Source organism: Gammaproteobacteria bacterium, assembly GCA_016705365.1.
In the GTDB taxonomy this organism is placed as follows: domain Bacteria; phylum Pseudomonadota; class Gammaproteobacteria; order Pseudomonadales; family UBA5518; genus UBA5518.
In genome coordinates this window covers 1,884,963-1,908,647 of sequence record JADIYI010000008.1, presented here as the reverse complement: position 1 = coordinate 1,908,647, position 23,685 = coordinate 1,884,963, and the positions used below count along the sequence as shown (strand labels likewise).

Sequence of the window (23,685 nt, the reverse complement as noted above, 5' to 3'; positions counted from 1 at the left end):
TTCCTGGCATCCCCGCTCAGCGCGGCGCTTGCGGAAATCGGCGGGCGCAAGCGGGCGTTGCAGAAATCCCGATCGGCATCGATCCCCCCGCGGCAACCTGGTCCGCAATTACCTGAAAACCTTTATCCATTCCCCCGGCTGCGGTTCACCGCGCGGATAGTAGCCATTCACCAGGCGCAGCGTTTCCTCCGGGTAGGGCTTTTGCGGGCTGATCTCGGCCAGCTTTGCAAAGCTGATGCCCTCGGGGGCGCGCAGGTAATGCACGTTGATGCCGAGCACCGCATCGCGATCGGCACCGCTCATCGGGCGAAAACTGCGTACCGAGGAAACGAACAGGGTGTCGTAGAAGGACGCGAGCGCTGCGTTCGCGGTGCGCCCTTCGAAGACATAGGCATAGGAACCGAAATACAGCACCGCGATACGCCGCGGCGGCGCTCCGCCCTGGCCCGGGTAGAGCGCGGTGTAGCCGGTGATCTCGTCCCCGGAAAAATCCTCCGCCTCGCGCGCCCCGCCCAGGTTCAGCATGCTGGCAGCGAACTCCGCCGGTTTCATCTCGGGCAAGGCGCGCTTCACCGACATCTGCAGGATGGTGTTGTCGCGGTTGGGTCCGGCGAGCACGGTACTCGAGCGCTTCACCACTTTCCAGTCGGTCGGGAATGCAACCGTAAACCCCATCTTTCCGTTGTAATAGCGATTGTCGATCACCGCGGCCGAGCGCGCCTGCTCGCTGAATTTCATGCCTTCGGTGGCGGCGCGGAAATCCTCGGCATGCGCATCGCGCACGACACCATCATCGAGCTCGCCGGCCGCGGCAACCACCTCCTTCAGACGTTCGTCATTGCGCGGATGGGTGGAAAACACGCCGTGGTAGGCCACCGCCTGCGTGCCCTCCTTCCTGGCGCGCGCGCGCATGAAACTCTCCTGCTCCTTCAGCACGCTCAGCACCTCGATCATGGCCTGGGGGTCATAGCCGGTCTTGTGCATGATGCGCGCACCGACCCGGTCCGCCTCGAGTTCCATGTCACGCCCGTAGCCGCGCACCATCGCCGTGCCGGCGCTCGAAGCCGCATCCTGGGTCACGCCACCGACCGCTCCACTGCCGGTCTGGACCGCGACCAGCACGCCGAGAATCGCCGAGCCCACGCCGCTCGCCTTCGACATCCAGTCCTGGCGCGAGGCATGGCGCTCGGTAATGTGGGCGATTTCGTGCGCGACCACCGCGGCGAGTTCGGCCTCGCTGTCGAGATAGGCAAGCAGCCCGCGGTTCATGTAGACGAAACCGCCCGGGGTGGCGAATGCATTGATATCGCCACTGTCGATCACGGTGAAGGTGTATTCGAGTTCCGGGCGATCGCCGTTTTTGGCCAGCTGCTGTCCGATGCGCGCCACGTACTGCGTTAGCGCGGCGTTTTCGTAGATCGGCATCTTGGCGAGTATCTCCTTGTGCATCTCGCGGCCGATCTCGATCTCCTTCGACTGCGACATGCCCCACGCCGCCATGGCCGTCCAGCCGAGTGCAAGCAGCAGGGCGCGCGACAAAAACCGGTTCATGGCGTCGCGAACAGCTTTTGCAGCTGGGTCGTCAGGCCGTCACAGGCAGCCGCCTGCACGCGTGCGATCAAAGGCACCGGCACGATCAGCGCCGGCATGTAGGAAGTGCCGGCTGCCTCGGCACTGATCTTCGCAATCGACTCCTTCGCGCGCACATCCCACACGCTCGCCTCATAATTGGATGCATCATCCCAGGTGCCGAAGCCGATGCATCCCGCGCCGCCCGGGCCGACCGCGCAGGAAATCGAGCCTGCCTTGTCGACGGTTTCGGTCTGACCGTCAACCCATACGATGTAATGCAGGTTCATTTCCCGGATGCGCGCGGCCACCTGCGGCTTTTGCATCAGCGCATCGAGGCGCTCCAGGCTCATCGGCGCGGTGCGCGGCTCGAACCACGGATAGAACGCATTCAGGAACTCGATCTCGGGAACCACATGCGCACCACCGGAGGCCACCCCGCGACCGATGCAGCGGATGAAATCGGGCTCGGTCTCGTAGTCGCTGCTGTGTCTGCGCCCCAGCACCACGATCGCATCGCCGCTGCCGACCGAGGCCGAGCCAACCCGCTTCTCGTCGATGGTGGTGGTGGTACACGCGACCGGCAGCGCCACGAGCAGGAGCAACAGGAAGCGCGATGGCAAACAGAACCGGATAACCACGAATATCTACTCCGATCGACCGTCATGCGCCCGGCCAGGGAAACCGGACGCATCAATCATACGGCGAAACCGCGCGCAACTGCCAACCGCTTACCGCGCGCACCACTCCGGCGACGTTGCTTCAGCCGGACGCGATGCGACACGGCGCCGAGCACCACGTCGATGATCTGCTGTTCGCCGAGGAGCGGGAAGGGTATCCCCGCCGTTTCCACCTTCGCAGCGGCGCGCGCGGCATGCTCGCTCATGGCGTGGCCGTCGACCAGTCGATTGCACCCAAGCGCCAGCTCAGCAGGATCATCAAGCCGAAGCCGATGCGGTACCACGCGAACACCGCGTAACTGTGGCTGGCGATAAAGCGCAGCAGCGCGCGCACCGTCAGCATCGCGACCGCGAAGGCGGCGAGGAAGCCGAGCGCGAACAGTGGCAGATCGGAGGCCTCGAACAGCGCGCGGTATTTCCAGCCCGAGTACACCGCCGCGCCGACCATGGTCGGCATCGCCAGGAAAAAGGAGAACTCCGTGGCCGTCTTGCGCGAGAGCCCGAACAGGATGCCGCCGATGATGGTCGCCGCCGACCGCGAGGTGCCCGGCACCAGCGCCAGGCATTGCGCGCAGCCGACCTTCAATGCCTGCGACCAGTGCATCTGCTCGACGGTCTCGACCGCCACCGCGTGAGTGCGTTGCTCGACCCACAGCATCAGCACACCGCCGACTACCAGCGCACACGCCACCGTGAGCGGGTTGAACAGCCAGGCGTGGATCAGGTCGGCGAACAGCACGCCCATCGTCGCCGCCGGCAGGAAGGCCACCAGCAGGTTGATCGTGAATCGCTGCGCGCCGCGATCGCGTGGCACTCCGCTCACGATCGCGATGATGCGCAGGCGATATTCCCAGATCACCGCGAGTATCGCGCCGAGCTGGATGATGATGTTGAAAGCCTGGGCGCGCGCGCCGCCGAAACCAAGCAGATCGGCCACGATGATCTGGTGCCCGGTACTCGATATCGGCAGGAACTCGGTCAAGCCTTCGACGATGCCGAGCAGCAACGCCTGCAATGCGGGCCAGGTTTCCATGCTCAGCGCATGAACGCCTGGCCGCCGTCGAGCGGCAACGAATGCCCGGTTATGTAACTGGCGTCAGGACCGCACAGAAACACCACCACGCGCCCGATGTCGGTCTCGCAATCACCCACGCGCCCGAGCGGTATGGTGCGAAAAAGTGCCTGCGCCTCCTTGGGGCGCGAGGCGATCCAGCCGTCCATCGCCGGCGACATCGCCAGCGGCAGGATGCAATTGACCCGGATGCCATCCCCGCCCCACTCGCAGGCGGCCGCGCGGGTCAGGGCGCGAATCGCTTCCTTGGCCGCGGCATAGGCACCGTAACCGATCGGATCCCAGCGAATCGATGACGAGGATCCGAGGTTTACGATGCTGCCGCCGCCCTTGAGATACCGATGACAGGCACGCATGAAGCGCAGCGTTGCCAGCGGCCCCGAGTCCATGCCTTCCTGGTAGTGCTCCTCGCTGACATCGAGCAGGTGCCCGAGCGGCACTACCTGGGCGTTGTTCACCAGGATATCGATGCCCCCGAAGGCGTCCACGGCAGCCTGCACGCAGCGTTCGATGTCGGCGGCGATCATCACGTCGCATACCACCGCCACCGCAGGCCCATTGCCACGGCGCTCGATCTCCGCCACGGTCTCCAGCAGCTTGCCCTCGGTGCGTCCCGCCACCACCAGCCGCGCACCTTCGCCGGCGAGCGCCAGCGCGATGCCCTGTCCCACTCCCTGACCTGCACCGGTTACCAGTGCCACCTTGCCGTCGAGAATCCCCATACGCTTGTGCTCCAAGTGTTGTAATGCCGGCATTGTGCCTCAGGTTCGCCCCCGAGGTGCAAGGCATGCGTGCCCGACCGCGTATCCTGCACTTTTTCATGCTGATGAAGCGTCTTACGTGCTGAAATGTGGACAGCGGTATTGCCGCCGACGCAGCGCATGAATGATCAGCCATCCAGCAGCCCGGGGTTGATCTGCTGCACACGGCTCACACCCATCAGCGCCATCGCCACCGCCATCTCGCGCTGGAACACTGCCAGCAAGGCAGCGAGGCCGGCCTCTCCACGCGCCGCCGCGGCCCACACCCAGGGTCGACCGATCTGCACTCCACGCGCGCCGAGCGCCAGTGCCCGCACGATATCGAGGCCGTTGCGTACGCCGCCGTCGACCAGCACTTCGCAGCGTTCGCCGACCGCCTCGACCACCGGGCGCAGCTTGCTGATCGCGGAAGCAACACCATCGAGCTGGCGGCCACCGTGATTGGACACGATCACCCCGTCCGCGCCCGCATCCACTGCGGCACGTGCGTCGTCGGCTTCGAGCACCCCCTTGATCAGCAGCTTGCCGTCCCAGATACCACGCAGCCATTCGATGTCGCGCCAGGTGACGGAGGCATCAAACTGCTCCCCGACCCACGTCCTGTATGCATCCATGTTCGTCGGGTCCGATACCATCTCGGCCAGGTTGCCGAACACATGGGGTTTGCCGCGTAGCCCCACATCGATTACCCAGGCCGGTCGCGTGCCGAGTTGCCAGGCCCGCGCCAGCCATGCGCGCGCGGAAGTGCCGCCATACATGCCGTTGCGCGTATCGCGGTGACGCATGCCCGGCACCGCGAGGTCGACGGTAAATTCCAGCACCGAGCAACCGCTCGCGCGTGCACGTTGCAGCAGTGCACGCACCAGGTCGCGATCGCGCAGCATATAGAGCTGGAACCAGAACGGCCGCGCAGAGGCGGCGCGCACCTCCTCGAGCGTACAGACCCCGACCGTGGACAAGGTGAACGGCACCCCCGCGGCCTGCGCCGCACGCGCGCCCTGCACCTCGCCACGCCGCGCCATCATTCCTGCCATGCCGACAGGTGCCAGCACCAGCGGCATCGCGCTGCGGTCCCCTGCGAGCGTGGTCGATGTGTCGATGCTCGACACATCACGCATCACCCGCTGCTTCAAGCGCACAGCGCGGAAATCGGCGACATTTGCCGCCATCGTCAATTCATCGTTGGCGCCGCCATCGATGTAGTCGAACAGGAAACGCGGCAAGCGTTTCTCGGCCAGGCGCCGGTAGTCCGGCGTGCTGGCCGGCTCCACGTTGAGAGTTCCCATCAGCTTTTTCTCCGGTGCCCGGCGGGCATTCAATCGAGTTTGTTGTTCGACTCCGCAAGTGGTTCGTGCGGTGGGGGGCGGCGCTGAAGTGCTTGTTCAACGATGAATTGACGGGCCATCGCGAACAGGAAGAGTGCTAGATCCGATCGGGTATGTGGCAGCCGGGTTTAGCCCGCACGCTGACTGAAAGGTAGCACATAAGTCTCACGATATTCTGCCAGCTCCTGGCGGATTTCCCGGGCATCGAAACCGAACTGCTCAAGCGTATACTCGTGCATCGGCCGCTGCTCGCGACGATTTTCCGCTACCCAAGAATTCATGCACTGCTTTGCTTCATGCGTAAAATCGATTCCGAGTCTCCCGTAGATGTATCCGATCTGTCCTATCGGATCCGACATCACATCCTTGAACCGGATATCGATGAAGCGCTCTGCCGGCAGTACGCGTCGCGCCTCGAGCAGCCGGGTGATTCGATGAGCCGAGGAGGTGCGCACATAAGCTGCCGCCTCTGTCGGAGCGACACTATCACTCGCCAGGCGCCTTAGCTCAAAGACCATGCTTGCGAGCGAGGGATAAATTTCCACTGGATCGCGGTGCGGTTGAATTACGGTAGCCTTGGGAAACTGTTCGAAGAGAAGCAGGAGATGACTCATGTGTTCCGGGGCCTTGAGAACCCATCGCCCTACCGCCTCACCACGATGTCTTTTCTGCCACTGGATGCAGCGCAACGCCTGCTTCAGGTACTGGTAGGCCGCCCGGTTATCATGACCGAGGTGCCATTTCAGGTAGGTCGGTATATTGCCGAGAGAGGCTGGAGCCGAGGATCTGAACGCATGTTCGAGAAGTATCGCGTCCTCGTCGGGGGCCTCCGCATCAAACGGGTGAACTGCCGCCAGATCCGGATTCCCCTCCAGCATCCGTCGCATCTGCTCCTTCGCATCGGCGATGCGCTGATCCGGCGTCCGAGCAGCGAGTGCCGGGGACCATCCTTGAAATGGAGCCGGATTTCGCGCTTCCCACCACAATAATGCCGTAGCCCGGGGATCACTGGCCATAAGGCGCTGGAGCATCGTGGTCCCGGTTCTGGGAAAACCGACGATCACCAGGGGATCATCGATCTGCTCTTCGAGTATTTCGGGGTGTTTTGCCAACCAGTACTGCAGTCGCAGGCGGTTGACCAGCAGACCGATGATTCTTTCCATCAGCGAAGTGCGACCAGCTACGGTAAGGCGTCCTTCCTCTTCGAGCGAGCAAAGGAGAATACCAAGCGGCTCCAGAAAATCCCTGCCGCCAAAGTCATCGAGTCCGGTTCGATTCGAAGCTTCGCGGAGTACCGCGCCGACCCGCAGTTCATCTTCCATTGGTCGCCGGCTTGATCTGATTCCCAAGCTCTGAAAGTTTTACCACGCGGCAGTCCGGGCGAGGAGGATTGAGCGCTGCGTTCCAGCGCAAACCCATGGTCCCGTGACTGTGGCCAGCCGTGTCGATCCAGTTGCGCACTCCCGGATCACGATGGGCAACAACGATGGTAAAGAAGCCATCGTCATCGCGGAACACACTATGCTTGTTCAATGTGATCCGGTGATAACGGTAGTCAAGCGACTCCATCCAGATATTGTTCACCTGAAAGTTCCAATAGCGGCACTCGGGCTCTTTCGCCGAGACCAGTAATGCTTCATCGGCTGCCAGAGTCCAATATCCATGGTAGAAAAACGGCTGGTTGGGGTCCATATGCGCGGATTCACGCTTCTCCAGCGGCATCAGGTTCAGTTCGTTGGGTCGCTTGATAAACATGTCCGTCCACCCGGCAAATATGCGAGCGGTTCCATTCACGAAAGCTGCGCTGTCTTTCAGTGCCTGCGCCAGGGTTGATGGATCAAGAGGAGCCGGCGGACCCTGTGCGTCAATCCGCTCGATATGCAGTTCGGCACGTTGCTCGTTTTCCCGATTCAGAAAAAACTGGCGAACGATGAGCGAGGAGGTTTCCGGCTCCATCGGCAGCCAGTTGCCTGCATGGGGCTTTGTGCTGAGTATGATCTCGAAACTGCCATCGTCGGCGATCTCGAGATCGTCACCTTCAATGTAGCCGCTGCGACCAGACGCTTCGGAACTGCCATAATTTCCGGTATAGGTGCCTATCCCCAGGTAAAAGACCGAATTTCGATTGCCCCAGAGCCGGTATTCGTGCTGCCCGCTCAAACACGCGTTTTGATAGTAGGCATCCGGATTGTCGGCGCCTATCTTGGCGTCTTCCCGGCTGAGCTGATACAACCGCGGTACCAGTGGGTCGTTGTTCTCGACAAATTTCTCCAATGCGAGACGGGTCAGACGGCTGAGGTAACGATAGCCTTCTGCCCTGTCGAACGCATTGTCGGCAGTGCTCTGGTCGAAAATAACGCTACGTGCGGCTTTGAGGCCATCACAAAACACGTCCCAGGCACGGCCATCCATGATTTCGTCGATTGATTGATCGCCGCTTTCGCTCACTCGCACGTTTCCCGCTGTATCGCAGTCAAACCGGCAACTCCGGTTCAAAGCTGCTTCAAATAATCGATATGGCTTGGGTCTCGGACAGGATCTCAATCCCGGGATGACGAGCGGCGATCATCCGCCGAATCCCGTCACGCCAATCCACCTTGCATGGACCAGTAATCCTGGCGCGTTTGGCCGGATCCGGCCGCAATTGCACAATGCCTTCAGGTGAGGATTCGAAGTGTGCTTCCCGACCTACCTGCTCAGCCATGAAGGCGACCAGTTCTCGTATATCCACGAGCTGGTCACCACCCCAATTGGTTATGACAGCAGGCACTGACGCCGCGGCCAGCAATCCGGGTAAATGATCAAAAATATCGGACTCATGAATCGGCAGGCATACGGTATTCGCGCCGTCGGACAATTGAATGGGGGCTTCTTGAAGAATGGCCTCCAGCAGCATGGCAGGTAAACCACCGTTATCGCCATATGCCACGTTCATGCGGGCAATGACCGTGGGCACGTTGAATTCCCGCGCGGCAAAACGGGCCACCGCCTCCTGCGCCAGCTTCGACACGGCGTAGGTTGCCGAATAAGGCTGTGGCAGTGCCGCCAAGGGATCGGTTTCGACAATATTATGGCGGGGGTTCTCTGGTACGGCATAGACCCGGCATGTAGACATCACCAGGCACGCACGGGTACTACGGAATCGACTCATCAGCTGCCCGGTCGCCTCTGCATTGACCTGAATGGCCCGATCATAGTCGTGGTCGGCGCTCACCCTGGCCGCAAGATGCAATACATAATCGAAACTGTCTGGCAAATCCGCCCAGTCGGGGTCCGCCAGATCGACTGAGCGTGTAACCACACCGACCGCGTCGACACGCTTGCGCGTTGCGGCATCGCTGAAACGGGCAATCCCCCATACTTCATTGTTTTCAGCCAAGCGCCTTGCCAGGGGAAAAGCGATCTGTCCTGCCGGACCGGTGACAAGGATTCTGTGATTGACAAGCTGCACGGTATCTCCTTTCGAATCTGTCGCCAATGCCAAGGCGCTTGCATTTCCTGAACGTAACTGCTCGCACCTCAAAATATCAAGCGGATCCGGTAGCTGCGTTATTGCCAAACGACCAATCAGCGCTGCGCGCGAGCCATATCGAGCGCCAGATCCTCGATCATGTCCTCCTGTCCGCCGACCGTCTTGCGCTTGCCGAGTTCGACCAGGATATCGCGCGAGCTGACACCGTATTTTTTCGCGGCGCGCCGGGCAAACAGCAGGAAGCTCGAGTACACGCCGGCATAGCCGAGGATCAGCGAGTCACGGTCGATGCGGATCACCTGGTCCATCATCGGCACCACCAGGTCCTCCGCCACGTCCATGATCCGGAACAGGTCCACACCGTGCTCGACGCCCATGCGGTCAAGCACCGCGACAAACACTTCGAGCGGGGTATTGCCGGCACCCGCGCCGAGACCGGCCACCGAGCCGTCGATGCGGTTGGCGCCGGCTTCGATCGCGGCCAGCGAGTTGGCGATTCCCAGCGCCATGTTGTGGTGGCCATGGAAACCGAGCTCGGTCCCCGGTTTCAGCTCGCGGCGCAGCAGCGCGATCCGCGCCGTCACATCGTCGGGCAGCATGTAGCCGGCCGAGTCGGTGCAATACAGGCAGTTCGCGCCGTAGCTCTCCATCAGCAGTGCCTGCTCGACGAGTTCCTCCGGCCCGATCATGTGCGCCATCATCAGGAAGCCGACCGTGTCGAGTCCCATCTCGCGACCCATGCCGATATGCTGTTCCGAGACATCCGCCTCGGTGCAGTGCGTCGCCACGCGAATCGTGCCGATACCGCAGTCACGCGCCATCTTCAGGTGATCCACGGTACCGATACCCGGCAGCAGCAGCGCCGATATCTTCGCGCGCTTCACCACGCCGACCACGGCCTCGAGATATTCCTCGTCGGTGTTGCACGGAAAACCGTAGTTGATCGAACGCCCGCCGAGCCCATCGCCATGCGTGACCTCGATCAATGGTATCCCCGCTTCATCGAGTCCGCGCGCCACCGCGCGCATCTCGTCGAGCGATATCTGGTGCTGCTTGGCGTGCATGCCATCGCGCAGACACATATCGTGCAGCGTTACTTTCCTGCCTTTGAGGTCCATGATCATTTCCTCATTTGTTTGCCGGGCTGCGACTGCCGCGCTGAGCGTTTTGCATTTTCCCGCCTTCTGGAAAACCTTCGGATCACACCAGCGCAGGCTCCGGGAGCCGGCACCATTGACACAATCCGTTTGCTCGATAGACCTCAGCCAAGCTGCGCTTCTACGCAGCCACCGGCTCCAGCACCAGCCGCCCGTCGATGATCTCCCGCGCGAACATTTCCGCGGTGCGCAATGCGGCGGCGGTCATGATGTCGAGATTGCCGGCGTAGCGGGGCAGGAAATCGCCGAGGCCCGCCACTTCCAGCCATACCGACACCCGCTTGCCGTCGAACACCGGACCGTTCTTCAGGGTGTAGCCGGGCACGTATTTCTGCACTTCCGCAATCATCTTGTGGATCGAACGGGTGATGGCTTCCTCATCGGGCAGGTCCTCGGTGAGGCAGTGGATCGTGTCGCGCATGATCAGCGGCGGCGCGGCCGGGTTGATCACGATGATCGCCTTGCCCTCGGCAGCGCCACCCACCTTCTCCACCGCGCCGGCGGTGGTACGGGTGAACTCGTCGATGTTCCTGCGCGTGCCCGGACCAACCGATTTCGACGCTACCGTGGCGATGATCTCGCCGTAGGCGACTTTCTGCACCCGGCTCACCGCGGCAACCATCGGGATGGTGGCCTGACCGCCGCAGGTCACCATGTTGACGTTCATCTCGCGCTTGCCGAGATGATCCTGGAGGTTTACCGGAGGAATGCAGTAGGGGCCGATCGCCGCCGGCGTGAGGTCGATCATCAGCGCACCGTGGGCATTGACCTTGGCCGAGTTTGCCGCGTGCACCTGGGCCGAGGTCGCATCGAAGCAGATCTGAACGCCGTCGGCGCGCAGCGTCGGCAGCATGCCGTCCACTCCGTCGGAGGTGGTTTTCAGACCCATCTCGCGAGCCCGCGCGAGGCCCGGCGAATCAGGCTCCACGCCGACCATCCAGACCGGCTCGAGCAGCGTCGAGCGCCGCGCCTTCATCAGCAGATCGGTGCCGATATTGCCCGGGCCGATGATTGCCGCCTTGATCCTGTTCGCCATCGCTTTCCCGTTGCATTGCATTTGAACAACCTCGCCCGCAAATACCCTCCCGGGTTCAGACGAAGTGGCAGTGTGCGCTGCCCATGCCCTGCACTTCGCAGCGCATCTCGTCGCCCGCCCTGACCGGCTCGAGCGGTACCACCGAACCCGAGAGGATGATGTCGCCCGCGAGCAACGGAATATCGTAACGCCCGAGCGTGTTGGCCAGCCACGCCACCGCGGTGAGCGGATTGCCCTGCACCGCCGAACCCAGCCCTTCGCTGAGCGGCATGCCGTTCTTGAACACCCGCACATGGAGCCTGGGCAGGTCGAATTTGCGCGGATCGGCCTCGGTATCGCCGAGCACGAACACGCCGCAGGAGGCGTTGTCGGCAACCGTGTCCTGGATGCGGATCTTCCAGTCACGGATACGCGAGTCGACGATCTCGAAGCACGGCATGATGCAGGCAGTCGCGGCCAGCACATCGGCCTCGGTGATACCCGGACCGACCAGGTCGCTTTTCAGGCGGAACGCGATCTCGGCCTCCGCGCGCGGCGCGACCAGGTTGCCCGCGACCGCAATCGCGGCGCCGTCAGGATAGTGCATGCGATCGGTCAGAAACCCGAAATCCGGTTGCCGCACGTCCAGCATGTCCTGTACCGGCTTCGAGGTGACGCCGATCTTCTTGCCGATGAGCTTCTCGCCATCGGCCAGCCTGCGCTGCAGAAAGCGCAGCGATATGCGGTAGGCATCGTCGATGGTGATCGCGGGTTCGCGCTCGGTGAGCGGAGCGAGCACCGAATGCGAACGCAGTGCCCGGTAGAGTTCGTCGCCCAGCCTCGTGACGGTTTCTTCGTTCATGTGCCGTGCGCCAGGAAGTCATGAGTCATGCGGTTGAACATGTCCTGGTGCTCGACCATCACCCAGTGCCCGCAATTCGAGACCAGCACCAGGCGGATGTCGGGCGTGTTCCTCGCCAGCTTCATGATCCCCGATTCCGGCATCATGCGCTCGTTCATGCCCCAGAACGCCAGCACCGGCGCCTTGATCCCGGGCAGACGATCGGTGAGCTCCGGCACCTTCATCGTGGCCATCACCTGGGCATTCATCAATTGCATGATCTCGGTGCGCTCGGCGATCAGGGCGTCGGTGGCGTAGCGTGGATCGTGCATCAGCGAGCCGGCAAACAGTTCTTTCATCACTGCCGGCGTGACGGCCTGGCCCGAAGAAAAAACCTGTGCCATTTTCTGCATGCCCGGCATCCGGAAATATTCTTCCTTCGCGTTCAGGCCACCCGGCGCCATCAGCACCAGGCGTTCGGTCAGCTGCGGATAGTCGAGCGCGAACTGCAGCGCGATGGCACCGCCGAGCGAGTTTCCGACCAGCGAGCAGTTGCTGACGCCGGCGGCAGCGAGCGTCTGGCGCAGGCATTCGGTGAAGAATGCCAGCGGATACTCGACATCGGCCGGCTTGTCGGAAAAGCCGTAGCCGATATGATCCACGACGATGCAGCGAAAACCGCGCTCGACCAGGTACGGATAATTGCCCTGGAAGTTGCTGTGCCCGCTGGCACCCGGCCCGCTGCCATGCAGGAACACCACCACGGGTCCCGCGCCGACATCGAGATAGTGCATGCGATAGCCGTTGGCACAGGCGGCAAATTTGCCCTTGGGCAGTACTGACATGGGTGTTACCTCCGTCGTCCAATCACACCGCGCCCGCCTACTGGATGATCGCGCTGCTGAACACCGGGGGATCGCCCAGCAGCGGACGGTGCGAGGGGGGCTCGCGCCCGTTGACATCGCGGATACCGTATTGCCGGGCCAGTTCCGCACCGATCCAGACCTTGGCACTGCGATCCATCAGGTGCGGGTCGCGCGCCAGCGCATCGATCACCAGACCGGTGAGTTGCGGCGTTTCCATGGTTTCGAGCAGGTGTTCGTAGTGACGCGCAAGCTCCGGGTCGGCCAGCACCGCCTCGGTTCGCTCGGTCTTCAGCAGACCCATCCAGATGGATACCACCGCCACGCCATGCGCGCGCAGTTCGACCCCCATGTCGTGGGCCATCTTGTCGACCGCCGCCTTGCCCGCCGTCTCTCCCTCGCGTAGCAAGCCAGGCTCGCCCTGCTCAGACATGGGTGTCGGCCAGTTCGTTGATCTGCTGGTTCAGGGTGAGGTAGTCATACAGTACGCCGACCAGGAAAAGACCGCCGGTCAACAGGTACAGCAAGCCGGTCAGCCATTTGCCCATGTAGAAACGATGCACCCCGAAGAAACCGAGAAAGGTCAGCAGGATCCAGCACACGTTGTAATCGACCGGACCGGGGTGAAAACGCCGTTCCGCCTCGCGGTCCATGCCCGGTATCAGGAACAGGTCGATGAACCAGCCGATGAACAGCAGGCCCAGCGTGAAAAACCAGATCACGCCGCTCACCCGCTTGCCATAATAGAAACGGTGCGCCCCCATGAACCCGAAAATCCACAGCACATAGCCCATGACCATCGAATGCGTGTGCTTTTCACTCATCTCCAGACTCCTTGCCGCTTGCCGACAGTGTACCCAATTCGATTCCGTTGCGCGTGATCAAACACGCGCAGTCGGCACTGGTTAAACTGCGCCAATTTGACCGTGCCGGACCTGCCATGACAATTCGCAATCTCGAGAAGCTGTTTGACGCTCGCAGCGTCGCGATCATCGGCGCCAGCGAAAGCGCCGGCAGCATCGGCAGCGTGATCAGCCAGAACGTGCTTCAGGGCGGCTTCACGGGCGAATTGTGGGCCGTGAACCCCCGCTACACGGAGGTGCACGGAATTCCCTGTTTCGCCGATATCGCGGCACTGCCCGCGGCACCCGACCTGGCGCTGATCGCAACCCCGTTCGCCAGCGTGCCGGACATCATCGCCGAGCTCGGCGCACGCGGCACGCGCGCCGCGGTCGTGATCAGCGCGGTTCTCGGCCACGGCGAGGAAGCCGCGGCGGCCCACGCCCGCATGCTCGACGCCGCGCGCCCGCACATGTTGCGCATCGTGGGTCCGAACTGCCTTGGCCTGATGGCGCCCTCGATATCACTCAATGCCAGCTTCTCGCACTTGCCCGCGCGCCGCGGGAAACTGGCATTCGTGACCCAGTCGGGCGCCATCGTGACCGCGATGATCGATTGGGCGCAGGCGCGCGACATCGGCTTTTCGCACGTCGTGTCGCTGGGCGACATGAGCGATGTCGATTTCGGCGACATGCTCGACTACCTCGCCAACGACGCCGATACCGGCGCGATCCTGCTCTACATGGAGGCCGTGACCGGTGCGCGCAAGTTCGTGTCCGCCGCACGCGCGGCAGCGCGCATGAAACCCGTGATCGTGGTGAAGGGAGGAAGGTTCGCCACCGGGGCACGCGCCGCGAGCACCCACACCGGCGCGCTGATGGGGCGCGACGCGGTCTACGACGCGGTGTTCGAGCGCACCGGAATGGTCCGCGTCTATACGCTGCAGGAACTGTTCAATGCCGCGGAAACGCTCGCGCACATCGGCAAGCTGCGCGGCGAGCAACTCGCCATCCTGACCAACGGCGGCGGCATGGCGGTGCTTGCCGCCGATGCGCTAGCCGCGACCGACGGCACCCTGGCCACGCTGTCAGAGGCGACGATCGAGGCACTCGACGCGCTGCTGCCCGCGAACTGGTCACATGCCAACCCGGTGGACATCATCGGCGACGCCGATCCCGAGCGCTTCGCGCGCGCTGCGGCAATCGTCGCCAGCGACCCGCGCGTCGATGCGCTGCTCGCGATTCACTGCCCCACCGCGGTCTGCCCGGGCGAAGACACCGCGCAAGCTCTCTGCGAGGCGCTCGGTTCCCGGCCTGCACCGGCCGTGCTCGCGAGCTGGGTCGGCGGCAGCGGCGCGCAGCGCGCGGACGATATATTCAGCGAGGCCGGCATCCCCAGCTACCCGACACCGGAACAGGCGGTGCGCGGCTTCATGCACGCCGTCAAGCATGCGCGCGGCCAGCGGACCCTGATGGAAACACCGGATTCCGCGCCCGAACTGCGCATGGCGGGCTACGCCGGCATCCGCGAGATCATCGCGACGGCGCTGGCTGGCGGACGCCCGTGGCTGAGTGCCGCCGACACCCGTGCGGTGCTGCACGCCTATGGCATCGAGCTGGTGAACGCGGACTATGTGCTGACCCCGCGCGAAGCAGGCGAGGTGGCGCAACGCATCGGCACCACGGTCGCACTGAAGATCCGCTCACCCGATATCCCGCACAAGACCGATGTGGGCGGCGTGGTTCTCGACCTGGTCGGCGCCCGCGCCACGGAAGCCGCGGCCGAGGCAATGCAGACGAACATCCGGGCGCGACTGCCGCAGGCGCGTCTGGAAGGCTTCAGCGTGGAACCGATGGTGCACCGCAGGGGTGCCTACGAGTTGATCATCGGCATGAGTTGCGACCCGCAGTTCGGGCCGGTACTGGTATTCGGCCAGGGCGGCACGGCGGTGGAAGTGATCGACGATCGCACACTCGCACTGCCGCCGCTCAACATGCAGCTGGCACGCGCAATGATCGGGGGCACGCGCATCGCGCGGCTGCTGGCCGGCGCGCGCGGTCTGCCCGGGGCGAATCTCGAAGCCATCGCGCTCACCCTGGTAAAGCTCTCGCTGCTGGTGGGCGACTGCGCCGAGATCGCCGAACTCGACATCAACCCGTTGCTGGCCGACGAAGACGGGGTGATCGCACTCGATGCGCGCATCCGCATTGCACCTTCCGCCGCGCGCGGCACCGAGCGTCTCGCGATCAAGCCCTACCCGCGCGAACTCGAGGAGGATGTGAGGCTTGCCGACGGACGGTGCCTGTGGCTGCGCCCGGTACGCCCCGAAGACGAACCCGCGCTGCAGCGTGCGTTCAGGAAACTCACCCCCGAGGAGGTCTACCTGCGCTTTTTCGCGCCGCTGAAAATGCTCTCGCACACGATGGCAGCGCGCTTCACGCAGATCGATTATGACCGCCAGATGGCCCTGGTCCTCACCGATCACGGAGCACCCGGTAGCGGCGAGATCCACGGCTCGGTCACCATCGTCTGCGACCCCGACATGCAACGTGCGGAGTACGCCATCCTGGTGAACCATGACATGACCGGCAAGGGGCTTGGTACGCTGCTGATGCGACGCATCATCGCCTATGCGCGCGGACGCGGGATCGGCGAGATATTCGGCGAGGTCCTGAGCCACAATACCGCCATGCTGGGTCTGTGCAGGACGCTCGGTTTTCACCTCGAGACGCACCCGAGGGACCAGAGCGTGGTCACGGTGCGCCTGCAACTCGCTGACACGGCGCCCGCATGAGCCGCGGACACAGGCCGCATCGTCCCTCAGCGCGACGCCGGCCCCCACTGGTGCACCAGCTCGCGGATCAGCGCGGTATCGTAGCGCGCATCCCCGATGATCACGTCGGCGTCGATCGATGCCAGCACACTGCCCGCGCTGTCGACGACGAAGAAATGCGGGAACAGGTGAAACTCCGGAAATCGGGCCAGGAAGTCCTGGTTGGTATTGTCGTCGCCGTAATAGACACGCAGCACCTCGAAACCGCCATAGAAAAGTCGTGCTGCCTCGGGGTCCATTTTCAGGTGTCTGTCGAGCAGGAAACACCACACGCACCAGTCGCCGCCCACCATCACCAGCACCCGGTGCCCGGCGGCGGCCGCGCCCGCCCGCGCGGCCACCAGATCGGCCTGGGGATCGCGCCCGGTATCAAATGCCGTGGCGTACGCGGGTAACGCCCGGAGCAGCTCATCGTCGGCGCCGGCCGCGGGCGAGGCAGCCAGTGTCAGCGCAAGCAGCGCGCAAGACACCAGGTGCCGCGCACATGCCAAAACTGTAAGCTTCGAAAGCATTCTTTTGCCCTTACAATCCACAGCGTGGATACACCAGCCAAAGCTCAACCGGAGACTGACCATGGCACTCGACATCCCGGACCGGCTCGCGATACAGGAACTGCTCGAACGCTACTGCCACAATGCCGACTACAACCCTCCCGAGCGCATGCGCGAGATGTTCGCCAGCGACGGCATATTCGAGGTCCCGGCGATGGAGCTGCGCTTCGAAGGCGTCGACTCGATCATCGCATTCTTCAAGTTGAGCCGCGAGAACAATTCCTCGGCGCGGCATGTTATCAGCAACATCGTGATCGAGGGAGACGGCGACCGGGCGAAATCCTCCTCCTATCTGCAGGTGCTGTCGGTCAAGGACGGCGTGATCACGCCGCTTGGATTCGGCCGTTACCTCGATCAGCTCGGACGCTACCCGGAGGGATGGAAGCTACAGCACCGGCTGGTGGCGATGGGATGACGTACTTCGTACTCAAATACGATATGCGCGCCCCGCAGCCGGGCACGCCGCGCGCTCCAGGGCCCTGAGACCGGCGCGTTCAGGCGCCGGGCGCCGCACCGGCGTCGGTGCAGTCCAGCACTTCGTCGAGCACGGAGGTGGCATAGCAGCCGGCGTTGAGCCGAAAATCGATGCGCAGGGTGGCCGGATCGAGCCACTCCCAGGCCAGATCATGCGGCATCAGGCGCAAGGCCCGGCGCTCCTGCTGCAGCCCGACACGCTCCAGTCCGCCCGCCAGATCCGCATGCTCGGCGGCCAGCCGGCACTCGAGTTCGCCAACCCGCCCGGCGCTAGCCGGCCGAGAGCGCCCCCACAACGCACCGCTGGGGTGGATCTCGCCACGCACCACACGTTCGAGCATCAGCGCGTCCGGCTCATCGAGCGCAAAAAAGCTGCCGCGACCCTCGAGCATCATCAAGTCGCCCGCCAACGCCATGCACCACGACCCGTCGACGACCCGCGCCGCCAGAATCGAGTTGAAGATCTCCGCACGCGCAGCCGAGATCAGCAGGCCGCGCAGCTTGCGCTCGCGCACCTCGGCCCCGCCACCGAACCAGGCGCGCGCCTGCGCAAGGTTGCCGTCACCGCGACCAAAACGCTGCACGCCGAAATAATTGGGCACCCCCTGCAGGCCGATCGCAGCGAGGCGGGTGTCGAGCAGCGCCCGATCGCCCGCAAAGCCGCGCACCACGATCCGGAACCGGTTGCCACGCAGTCCACCCACCTGCAATTTGCGCAGGCGCCGCACCGACTCGAGGATTTCCACCGTCGGCGGCAGGTTCCAGCGCGGCGGGTCCGCGCGCCCCGGCAACTGCACGCTGAACCACTGCGTCGCAACGGCATGTCTGTCCTTGCGCCCCGCATAACCGACCGCGCGCGGCGCCACACCGGCGGCCTGCGCCAGCAGTTGCGCCACGTGCCCGGTGTTCTCGCCCGTCTTGCGCACCCGCAGCCACAGATGCTCTCCGCTGCCCTCGGGCTGCATCTCGATCCATTCGTCGACCGCGAAATCCGCCGCCTCGCTGCGAATCCGGCCGCTGCCGGCGGCGGTGCCCACCCGCGGGCGCCGCTGACCGGACCCCGCGCTGCTCACTGCGCCTGCCACGGCAACTGATCGAGATCGACATTGCCACCGCTGAGGATCAGGCCAACGCGCATGCCCGAAAAAAGCCGGGGTTCGGCCAGAACCGCCGCCAGCGCCGTCGCCGAGGAGGGCTCGATGATCTGCTTGGCGATCTCCCAGAACAGCCGCATCGCGGCGATGATCTGCGCATCGCTCACCGTGATCACCGCTTCCACATGCTGGCGTATCAGCTGGAAATTCAGTTCGCCGAGCCCGGCGCGCAAACCGTCGGCAATGGTCTGCGGGCTGGTTTGCGGCAGGCGGATGCCCGCGGCAAGCGAGCGACAGGCATCGTCGGCACCCGCGGGCTCGGCCCCGAACACGCGCAGCGATGCGCGCAGGCCCCGGGCCGCGATCGCGGTTCCCGCAAGCAAGCCGCCACCGCCGACCGGTGCGATCACGGCATCGAGATCGCGTGCCGTGGCGAGCAACTCCAGGGTCGCGCTGCCCTGCCCCGCGATTACCCGCGCATCGTCGTAGGGAGGTATCACCTGCGCGCCACTGCGCGCCGCAACTTCGGCCAGCATCGCCTCGCGCGCCGCGAGCGTGGGTCCGCAATCAACGATACGAGCCCCGTAGCGCAGGATATTGGCGCGTTTCGCGGCATTGGCGTTGACCGGCACCACCACCTGCGCCTCGATCCCGCGCAAGCGCGCGGCCCACGCCAGCGCCGCGCCGTGGTTGCCCGAGGAATGGGTCACCACGCCCGCGCCCGCGCCGCGCTCATCGAGACCCATCACGGCATTGCAGGCGCCTCGCGCCTTGAAGGCACCGGTTTTCTGCAGATGCTCGGCCTTGAAGAACAGCGAGGCACCGCTGATCGCATCCAGCGTGCGACTGCGCAGCACCGGGGTGCGATGAATCCACGGCCTGATGCGCGTCCAGGCGGACTGCAACATGGCCAGGTCCGGCAACTCCGCATTGCCGCGCATCACCCGCCCCCACCTGCGTTCCTGACGGTTGCTATCTTCAACGTTGTCCCGATCGCAGCGAGAAACTCGCTCTCGGCACGCAGGTCTTCCTCGACCAGCGGATGCTTGCGCAGCCAGTCGGCGGGAATCTCGAGTTTCCAACCCTTGCGCGCCGTACGCAGGCGCAGTGCCGGCAGGCGCTGATCGACCCGGATACGGTTGAACAGGCAGGCAAGACGCAGCACCAGCACCAGCGCCCAGTCCGGTTTGAAGCGATAGGTGTTCACTTCGGGCGTGCGTGGCTTGCGCCGGTGATTGAGCACCAGGAAGCTCAACATCTTCTGCTCGCGGCGCGAGAAGCCCGGCATATCGGCGTTTTCCAGCACATAGGCCCCGTGCCTGTGGTAACCGCCGTGCGAAATCGTCAGACCGAGTTCGTGCAGTTGCGCCGCCGCGCCCAGCACCTGCTGGGCGAACCGGAGTTCCACGCCGAGCCGGTCCGCGACCTGTGGCAAAAGCGACTTCGCGACGCGCTCGACGCGCGCCGCCTGGCGCCGGTCGATATCGAACTGCTTGGAAAGGTAATCGATGGTTCTGCGCCGGGTGTCCTCGTGCTCGCCCTGGTCGGCCAGTTCATAGAGCACGCCTTCCTTCAGCGCATAGTCCGAGACGTGCATGCGCTCGATCCCCAGCTCGAGAAACGCCGCATGCAGGATCGCAAGGCCGCCCGGAAACACCGGAATCCGATCGGCGCTGAGGCCGAGACCCTGCAGTGCGTCCGTCTTTTTCAGACCGAGCATGTGCTCGGCCACGCACTCGATGCCTTCGCGGGTGACCAGGTGATCGCAGGGCATCAACTTGTCGATCGCACTCTCGACATAACGCACGGTGCCCGAACTCCCGACCACCTCGTCCCAGCGGCCCACGCCGTATCCATCCGCGAGATGCCGGATTTCCGCCCGCGCCAGGGTCAATGCGCGCCGATAACGCGCGCTGCTGATCTTGCGCTCGGGAAAAAAGCGCTCGCTGAGCGAGACGCAGCCGATGAACAGGCTCTCGACCCGCTTGGCGGTGCGCTTGCCGACGATGAACTCGGTCGAGCCGCCGCCGATATCGATCACCAGGCGCCGTACGCTGTTGCTGGCATGCCCCTTGACGACCCCGAGGAAAATCAGACGCCCTTCTTCCTGTCCGCTGATCACGTCGATCGGCACGCCAATCACGCGCTCGGCCCGCTCGAGAAACACATCGGCATTGCGCGCCGCGCGCAGCGTGTTGGTGCCGACCACGCGCACCTTGTCGCGCGGCACCTTGCGCAACTGCTCCGCGAACACGCCGAGACTGTCCAGCGCCCGCGCCATCACCGCCTCATCGAGCAGCTCGTCGGCTCCCAGGCCCTGCGCCAGGCGTACCGTGTCCTTGCGGCGATCGACGGTGACGATGCGCCCCGCATCCAGCCGACCGATCAGCAGATGAAAGCTGTTGGACCCCAGGTCGAGCACGGCGCAGACCGATTCGGCATTCTGACTCATAAGCGGGTTTTCGCTGGCTTCATGGCGATCGCTGTTATAAAAATGTCATGAAAACGTGCTATGTGACTTTGTGGATCCGCGAATCGCAGGCTTCGGCGACCGGGCGGCCAAGTGTAAACGCTGGGCGAGTATTTTCAATTACCAGGGTATCTCGATGCCGAAACGCAAGAAATCTCCTCCCATGCTCTCCAAGGAGCTGAGCTGGCTCTCGTTCAATGCCCGGGTGCTGCAGGAGGCCGAGGATCCGAACGTACCACTGATCGAGCGGGTGCGCTTCATGGGGATATTCTCCAACAATCTCGACGAGTTCTACCGGGTGCGATTTGCCGATGTGCGCCGGCTCGCCGCATTTTCCAAGGGCAAGGAAAAAGCCGGCTACGAGCGGATGCTCGACGATATCCGTGACTCGGTAGGCGATCTGCAACAGCGTTTCGACCGCGTCTATCTCGGCTGCATGGCCGAACTGCGCAGCAACAACATCTATCTTGTCGACGAGCGTCAGCTCGACCCCCAGCAGCGCGCATTCGCGACCCGCTATTTCTACAGCAAGGTGATGCCCGAGCTTGCGCCGCTCATCATTTCCGACTCCATGGCACCACCGCAGCTCGAGGATGGCGCAATCTACCTGGGCGCACGCATCGTGCTCGGGAACCAGAGCGTGCGCTACGCGATCGTGAACATCCCGACCGACCGGCTGCCGCGGTTCGTGGTGCTGCCCTCGTCCAGCGCCCAGCCGCAGCGCCAGGTCATCCTGGTACTCGACAACATCATCCGCGCCTGCCTGAGCGATATTTTCCGCGGCGTGTTCGAAATCGCGCAGGCGGACGCCTATACGTTCAAGGTGACCCGCGATGCCGAGATCGAGCTCGGCGAGGGCATTACCCAGAGCCTGGTCGATGCGCTGTCGAGCGGCCTGAAAAAGCGCCGCAAGATGGGCGATCCGGTACGCATGATCTATGACCGGCGGATGCCGAGCGACATGCTCGACATCCTGGTCAAGCGCCTGCGTCTCGGCAGTTATGACAATGTCCTGCCCGGGGCGCGCTACCACAACTCAAAGGATTTCATCGACTTCCCCAATCTCGGCTCGAAGGCGCTCGAGAACCGCGCGCTGCTGCCATTGCAGGTGCCACGCATCGACCATCACCCGAATATCTTCGATGCCATCAGCGAACGCGATGTCCTGCTCAATTATCCCTATCACTCGTTCCGCTACACCGAGCAACTGGTCAGCAGCGCGGCACTCGATCCCGCGGTGCGCTCCATTTCGATCTCGCTGTACCGGGTCGCGCGCGACTCGCATATCGCACGCTCGCTGATATGCGCGGCGCTGAACGGCAAGGAGGTGATCGCGATCGTGGAGCTGCGCGCGCGCTTCGACGAGGCCACCAACATCGGCTGGGCCGAGCGCCTGACCGATGCGGGGGTGCATGTCATATTCGGCATTCCCGGGTTGAAGGTGCATTCCAAGCTGATCCTGGTCAGCCGCCAGGAGGGTGCGCATCTACGCCACTATGCGCATATCGGAACCGGCAATTTCAACGAGAAGACCGCGCGTATCTATACCGACATCAGCCTGTTCACCGCCAACCAGGAGATTGCGGTCGACGTGCGCAACGTGTTCGATTTCATCCGTCATACCTACCGTCGCCACAAGTTCCGTCACCTCGCGGTGTCACCGCTGTCGAACCGCTCGACCTTTCTGCGCCTGATCCACGCCGAGGTGCTGAACGCGCGCGCCGGCAAGCGCGCCGAGATATTCCTCAAGTGCAACAGCCTGGTCGACGAGGAAATCATCCTGCGCCTCTACGAGGCGAACCAGGCGGGGGTGAAGGTGCGCGTGATCGTGCGCGGCATGTGCTCGCTGGTCGCCGGCGTGAACGGCTACAGCGAGAACATCGAGGTAATCAGCATCGTCGATCGCTTTCTCGAGCACAGCCGCATCTACATCTTTCACAATGGCGGCAGCCCGCGCTACTACATCTCGTCGGCCGACCTGATGACCCGCAATCTCGATCATCGCGTGGAGGTCACGGCACCGATCTACGACGAAGCCGCGCAGCACCGGCTCCAGCGCCTGATGGACACCCAGTGGGCCGACAACGTCAAGGCACGCTTGCTGGCCGGGGACCAGGACAACAACTACCGCGAGCGCGGAACCCGGAGACGGTTGCGCTCGCAGGAAGTGCTGCACCGCTATTACAGCGATGACCAGCGTCGCGAGCAGGCCGCGCTCGACAGGGAGCAGTGAGCGGAGCCGCAACCGCCCCGGGTCAGGGCGCTGGCACCGTGCTCGCCAGGTCCCCGACAGCTCAGCCGGTGCGCTTGCCCCCACCCATGCAGTCCGGTGAATCCGGGGCGCCCGTTTGCCCGCGCCATTCGGCGGGTGTGCAGGTGTGCAGGGCCAGCGCATGCACGCCGCCCTGGAGTTGCTCGCTCAGCGCCGCATAGACCTGCTGGTGGCGTTGCACGCTGCGCCGGCCCTCGAACGCGGCACTGACCAGCACCACCTTGAAGTGGGTCTCGGATCCCGCCGGAACATTGTGTCGATGACTCTCGTTCAGCACCTCGATGTGCTCGGGAGCGAAGGCGGCAACGAGCTTCGTTTCAATGATTTCGCGGGTCGGCATGGTTTCCTTCTCCTGGGACGGACGGACCTGTTTCACTGGTTCCACAGGCATCGTTC

Annotated in this window: 23 protein-coding genes; 3 read left to right on the top strand and 20 right to left on the bottom strand. The window is 63.7% G+C overall.

Annotated elements, in window-relative coordinates; all coding sequences use genetic code 11:
* Positions 1 to 108 precede the first annotated feature (108 nt).
* From IPF49_16360 to IPF49_16290, 15 genes are all read right to left on the bottom strand, one after another.
* A complete protein-coding gene (locus IPF49_16360; GenBank protein MBK6289174.1) occupies positions 109 to 1,551 on the bottom strand; it encodes a M48 family metalloprotease in 1,443 nt (480 codons plus the stop codon).
* On the bottom strand, positions 1,548 to 2,192 hold the full coding sequence (locus tag IPF49_16355; GenBank protein MBK6289173.1) for a hypothetical protein: 645 nt from the start codon (positions 2,190 to 2,192) through the stop codon (positions 1,548 to 1,550). The genes IPF49_16360 and IPF49_16355 overlap by 4 nt, the downstream gene beginning before the upstream one ends.
* A 74-nt stretch (positions 2,193 to 2,266) precedes the next feature.
* Complete coding sequence (locus IPF49_16350; protein MBK6289172.1) at positions 2,267 to 2,455, bottom strand: hypothetical protein; 189 nt, start codon at positions 2,453 to 2,455, stop codon at positions 2,267 to 2,269.
* A complete protein-coding gene (locus IPF49_16345) occupies positions 2,452 to 3,282 on the bottom strand; it encodes an undecaprenyl-diphosphate phosphatase (protein ID MBK6289171.1) in 831 nt (276 codons plus the stop codon). The genes IPF49_16350 and IPF49_16345 overlap by 4 nt, the downstream gene beginning before the upstream one ends.
* Positions 3,283 to 3,284: 2 nt before the next feature.
* The gene (locus tag IPF49_16340) at positions 3,285 to 4,043 is read right to left on the bottom strand and encodes an SDR family oxidoreductase (protein MBK6289170.1); all 759 of its coding nucleotides are present in this window, start codon (positions 4,041 to 4,043) and stop codon (positions 3,285 to 3,287) included.
* A gap of 167 nt (positions 4,044 to 4,210) precedes the next feature.
* Positions 4,211 to 5,368 carry an L-lactate dehydrogenase gene (locus tag IPF49_16335; protein ID MBK6289169.1) on the bottom strand — a complete coding sequence of 386 codons (1,158 nt, stop codon included), beginning with the start codon at positions 5,366 to 5,368 and terminating at the stop codon, positions 4,211 to 4,213.
* Between the two features lie 167 nt (positions 5,369 to 5,535).
* Positions 5,536 to 6,729: a sulfotransferase gene (locus tag IPF49_16330; GenBank protein MBK6289168.1), complete on the bottom strand. Its 1,194-nt coding sequence runs from the start codon at positions 6,727 to 6,729 to the stop codon at positions 5,536 to 5,538.
* On the bottom strand, positions 6,719 to 7,855 hold the full coding sequence (locus tag IPF49_16325) for a DUF1214 domain-containing protein (protein ID MBK6289167.1): 1,137 nt from the start codon (positions 7,853 to 7,855) through the stop codon (positions 6,719 to 6,721). Before IPF49_16325 ends, IPF49_16330 begins: the two co-directional genes overlap by 11 nt.
* 55 nt (positions 7,856 to 7,910) lie before the next feature.
* Positions 7,911 to 8,858, bottom strand: a complete 948-nt coding sequence (locus tag IPF49_16320) for an NAD(P)-dependent oxidoreductase (GenBank protein ID MBK6289166.1) — start codon at positions 8,856 to 8,858, stop codon at positions 7,911 to 7,913.
* A gap of 116 nt (positions 8,859 to 8,974) precedes the next feature.
* Positions 8,975 to 9,997, bottom strand: a complete 1,023-nt coding sequence (gene dmpG / locus IPF49_16315; protein ID MBK6289165.1) for a 4-hydroxy-2-oxovalerate aldolase — start codon at positions 9,995 to 9,997, stop codon at positions 8,975 to 8,977.
* 160 nt (positions 9,998 to 10,157) lie between these two features.
* Positions 10,158 to 11,072 carry an acetaldehyde dehydrogenase (acetylating) gene (locus IPF49_16310; GenBank protein MBK6289164.1) on the bottom strand — a complete coding sequence of 305 codons (915 nt, stop codon included), beginning with the start codon at positions 11,070 to 11,072 and terminating at the stop codon, positions 10,158 to 10,160.
* A gap of 55 nt (positions 11,073 to 11,127) precedes the next feature.
* On the bottom strand, positions 11,128 to 11,913 hold the full coding sequence (locus IPF49_16305) for a fumarylacetoacetate hydrolase family protein (GenBank protein ID MBK6289163.1): 786 nt from the start codon (positions 11,911 to 11,913) through the stop codon (positions 11,128 to 11,130).
* Positions 11,910 to 12,737 carry an alpha/beta fold hydrolase gene (locus tag IPF49_16300; GenBank protein ID MBK6289162.1) on the bottom strand — a complete coding sequence of 276 codons (828 nt, stop codon included), beginning with the start codon at positions 12,735 to 12,737 and terminating at the stop codon, positions 11,910 to 11,912. The genes IPF49_16305 and IPF49_16300 overlap by 4 nt, the downstream gene beginning before the upstream one ends.
* A 37-nt stretch (positions 12,738 to 12,774) precedes the next feature.
* Complete coding sequence (locus IPF49_16295) at positions 12,775 to 13,188, bottom strand: hypothetical protein (GenBank protein ID MBK6289161.1); 414 nt, start codon at positions 13,186 to 13,188, stop codon at positions 12,775 to 12,777.
* Positions 13,181 to 13,579 (bottom strand): TM2 domain-containing protein, encoded by a 399-nt coding sequence (locus IPF49_16290; GenBank protein ID MBK6289160.1) that lies wholly within the window; start codon positions 13,577 to 13,579, stop codon positions 13,181 to 13,183. Before IPF49_16290 ends, IPF49_16295 begins: the two co-directional genes overlap by 8 nt.
* A gap of 116 nt (positions 13,580 to 13,695) precedes the next feature.
* On the opposite strand from IPF49_16290, the gene IPF49_16285 reads away from it, so the two are divergent.
* Positions 13,696 to 16,389 (top strand): GNAT family N-acetyltransferase, encoded by a 2,694-nt coding sequence (locus IPF49_16285; protein ID MBK6289159.1) that lies wholly within the window; start codon positions 13,696 to 13,698, stop codon positions 16,387 to 16,389.
* 26 nt (positions 16,390 to 16,415) lie between these two features.
* On the opposite strand, the gene IPF49_16280 is transcribed toward IPF49_16285, so the two are convergent.
* Positions 16,416 to 16,898, bottom strand: coding sequence for a thioredoxin family protein (locus IPF49_16280; protein MBK6289158.1), 483 nt, complete (start codon positions 16,896 to 16,898; stop codon positions 16,416 to 16,418).
* Positions 16,899 to 17,001: 103 nt separating this feature from the next.
* On the opposite strand from IPF49_16280, the gene IPF49_16275 reads away from it, so the two are divergent.
* Complete coding sequence (locus IPF49_16275; protein MBK6289157.1) at positions 17,002 to 17,394, top strand: nuclear transport factor 2 family protein; 393 nt, start codon at positions 17,002 to 17,004, stop codon at positions 17,392 to 17,394.
* Positions 17,395 to 17,473: 79 nt separating this feature from the next.
* Here the strand turns inward: IPF49_16275 and truD are convergent, their stop codons facing one another.
* The 3 genes from truD to IPF49_16260 are packed head-to-tail and all read right to left on the bottom strand — an operon-like array spanning position 17,474 to position 20,999.
* Positions 17,474 to 18,490 carry a tRNA pseudouridine(13) synthase TruD gene (truD, locus tag IPF49_16270; protein ID MBK6289156.1) on the bottom strand — a complete coding sequence of 339 codons (1,017 nt, stop codon included), beginning with the start codon at positions 18,488 to 18,490 and terminating at the stop codon, positions 17,474 to 17,476.
* 32 nt (positions 18,491 to 18,522) lie between these two features.
* Complete coding sequence (locus tag IPF49_16265) at positions 18,523 to 19,488, bottom strand: pyridoxal-phosphate dependent enzyme (GenBank protein MBK6289155.1); 966 nt, start codon at positions 19,486 to 19,488, stop codon at positions 18,523 to 18,525.
* Positions 19,488 to 20,999, bottom strand: a complete 1,512-nt coding sequence (locus tag IPF49_16260; GenBank protein ID MBK6289154.1) for a Ppx/GppA family phosphatase — start codon at positions 20,997 to 20,999, stop codon at positions 19,488 to 19,490. Before IPF49_16260 ends, IPF49_16265 begins: the two co-directional genes overlap by 1 nt.
* A 181-nt stretch (positions 21,000 to 21,180) precedes the next feature.
* Between IPF49_16260 and ppk1 the strand changes: the two genes are divergently transcribed.
* The gene (gene ppk1, locus IPF49_16255; GenBank protein ID MBK6289153.1) at positions 21,181 to 23,250 is read left to right on the top strand and encodes a polyphosphate kinase 1; all 2,070 of its coding nucleotides are present in this window, start codon (positions 21,181 to 21,183) and stop codon (positions 23,248 to 23,250) included.
* Between the two features lie 61 nt (positions 23,251 to 23,311).
* On the opposite strand, the gene IPF49_16250 is transcribed toward ppk1, so the two are convergent.
* Positions 23,312 to 23,629, bottom strand: coding sequence for a BolA/IbaG family iron-sulfur metabolism protein (locus IPF49_16250; GenBank protein MBK6289152.1), 318 nt, complete (start codon positions 23,627 to 23,629; stop codon positions 23,312 to 23,314).
* Positions 23,630 to 23,685: the final 56 nt, after the last annotated feature.

Bases quoted from the DNA above. Each gene is read 5' to 3' on its own strand.
- IPF49_16360 (MBK6289174.1), bottom strand. From the start codon at position 1,551: ATGAACCGGTTTTTGTCGCGCGCCCTGCTGCTTGCACTCGGCTGGACG.
- IPF49_16350 (MBK6289172.1), bottom strand. From the start codon at position 2,455: ATGAGCGAGCATGCCGCGCGCGCCGCTGCGAAGGTGGAAACGGCGGGG.
- IPF49_16345 (MBK6289171.1), bottom strand. From the start codon at position 3,282: ATGGAAACCTGGCCCGCATTGCAGGCGTTGCTGCTCGGCATCGTCGAA.
- IPF49_16340 (MBK6289170.1), bottom strand. From the start codon at position 4,043: ATGGGGATTCTCGACGGCAAGGTGGCACTGGTAACCGGTGCAGGTCAG.
- IPF49_16335 (MBK6289169.1), bottom strand. From the start codon at position 5,368: ATGGGAACTCTCAACGTGGAGCCGGCCAGCACGCCGGACTACCGGCGC.
- IPF49_16330 (MBK6289168.1), bottom strand. From the start codon at position 6,729: ATGGAAGATGAACTGCGGGTCGGCGCGGTACTCCGCGAAGCTTCGAAT.
- dmpG (MBK6289165.1), bottom strand. From the start codon at position 9,997: ATGGACCTCAAAGGCAGGAAAGTAACGCTGCACGATATGTGTCTGCGC.
- IPF49_16310 (MBK6289164.1), bottom strand. From the start codon at position 11,072: ATGGCGAACAGGATCAAGGCGGCAATCATCGGCCCGGGCAATATCGGC.
- IPF49_16305 (MBK6289163.1), bottom strand. From the start codon at position 11,913: ATGAACGAAGAAACCGTCACGAGGCTGGGCGACGAACTCTACCGGGCA.
- IPF49_16300 (MBK6289162.1), bottom strand. From the start codon at position 12,737: ATGTCAGTACTGCCCAAGGGCAAATTTGCCGCCTGTGCCAACGGCTAT.
- IPF49_16295 (MBK6289161.1), bottom strand. From the start codon at position 13,188: ATGTCTGAGCAGGGCGAGCCTGGCTTGCTACGCGAGGGAGAGACGGCG.
- IPF49_16290 (MBK6289160.1), bottom strand. From the start codon at position 13,579: ATGAGTGAAAAGCACACGCATTCGATGGTCATGGGCTATGTGCTGTGG.
- IPF49_16285 (MBK6289159.1), top strand. From the start codon at position 13,696: ATGACAATTCGCAATCTCGAGAAGCTGTTTGACGCTCGCAGCGTCGCG.
- IPF49_16275 (MBK6289157.1), top strand. From the start codon at position 17,002: ATGGCACTCGACATCCCGGACCGGCTCGCGATACAGGAACTGCTCGAA.
- IPF49_16265 (MBK6289155.1), bottom strand. From the start codon at position 19,488: ATGCGCGGCAATGCGGAGTTGCCGGACCTGGCCATGTTGCAGTCCGCC.
- IPF49_16260 (MBK6289154.1), bottom strand. From the start codon at position 20,999: ATGAGTCAGAATGCCGAATCGGTCTGCGCCGTGCTCGACCTGGGGTCC.
- ppk1 (MBK6289153.1), top strand. From the start codon at position 21,181: ATGCTCTCCAAGGAGCTGAGCTGGCTCTCGTTCAATGCCCGGGTGCTG.
- IPF49_16250 (MBK6289152.1), bottom strand. From the start codon at position 23,629: ATGCCGACCCGCGAAATCATTGAAACGAAGCTCGTTGCCGCCTTCGCT.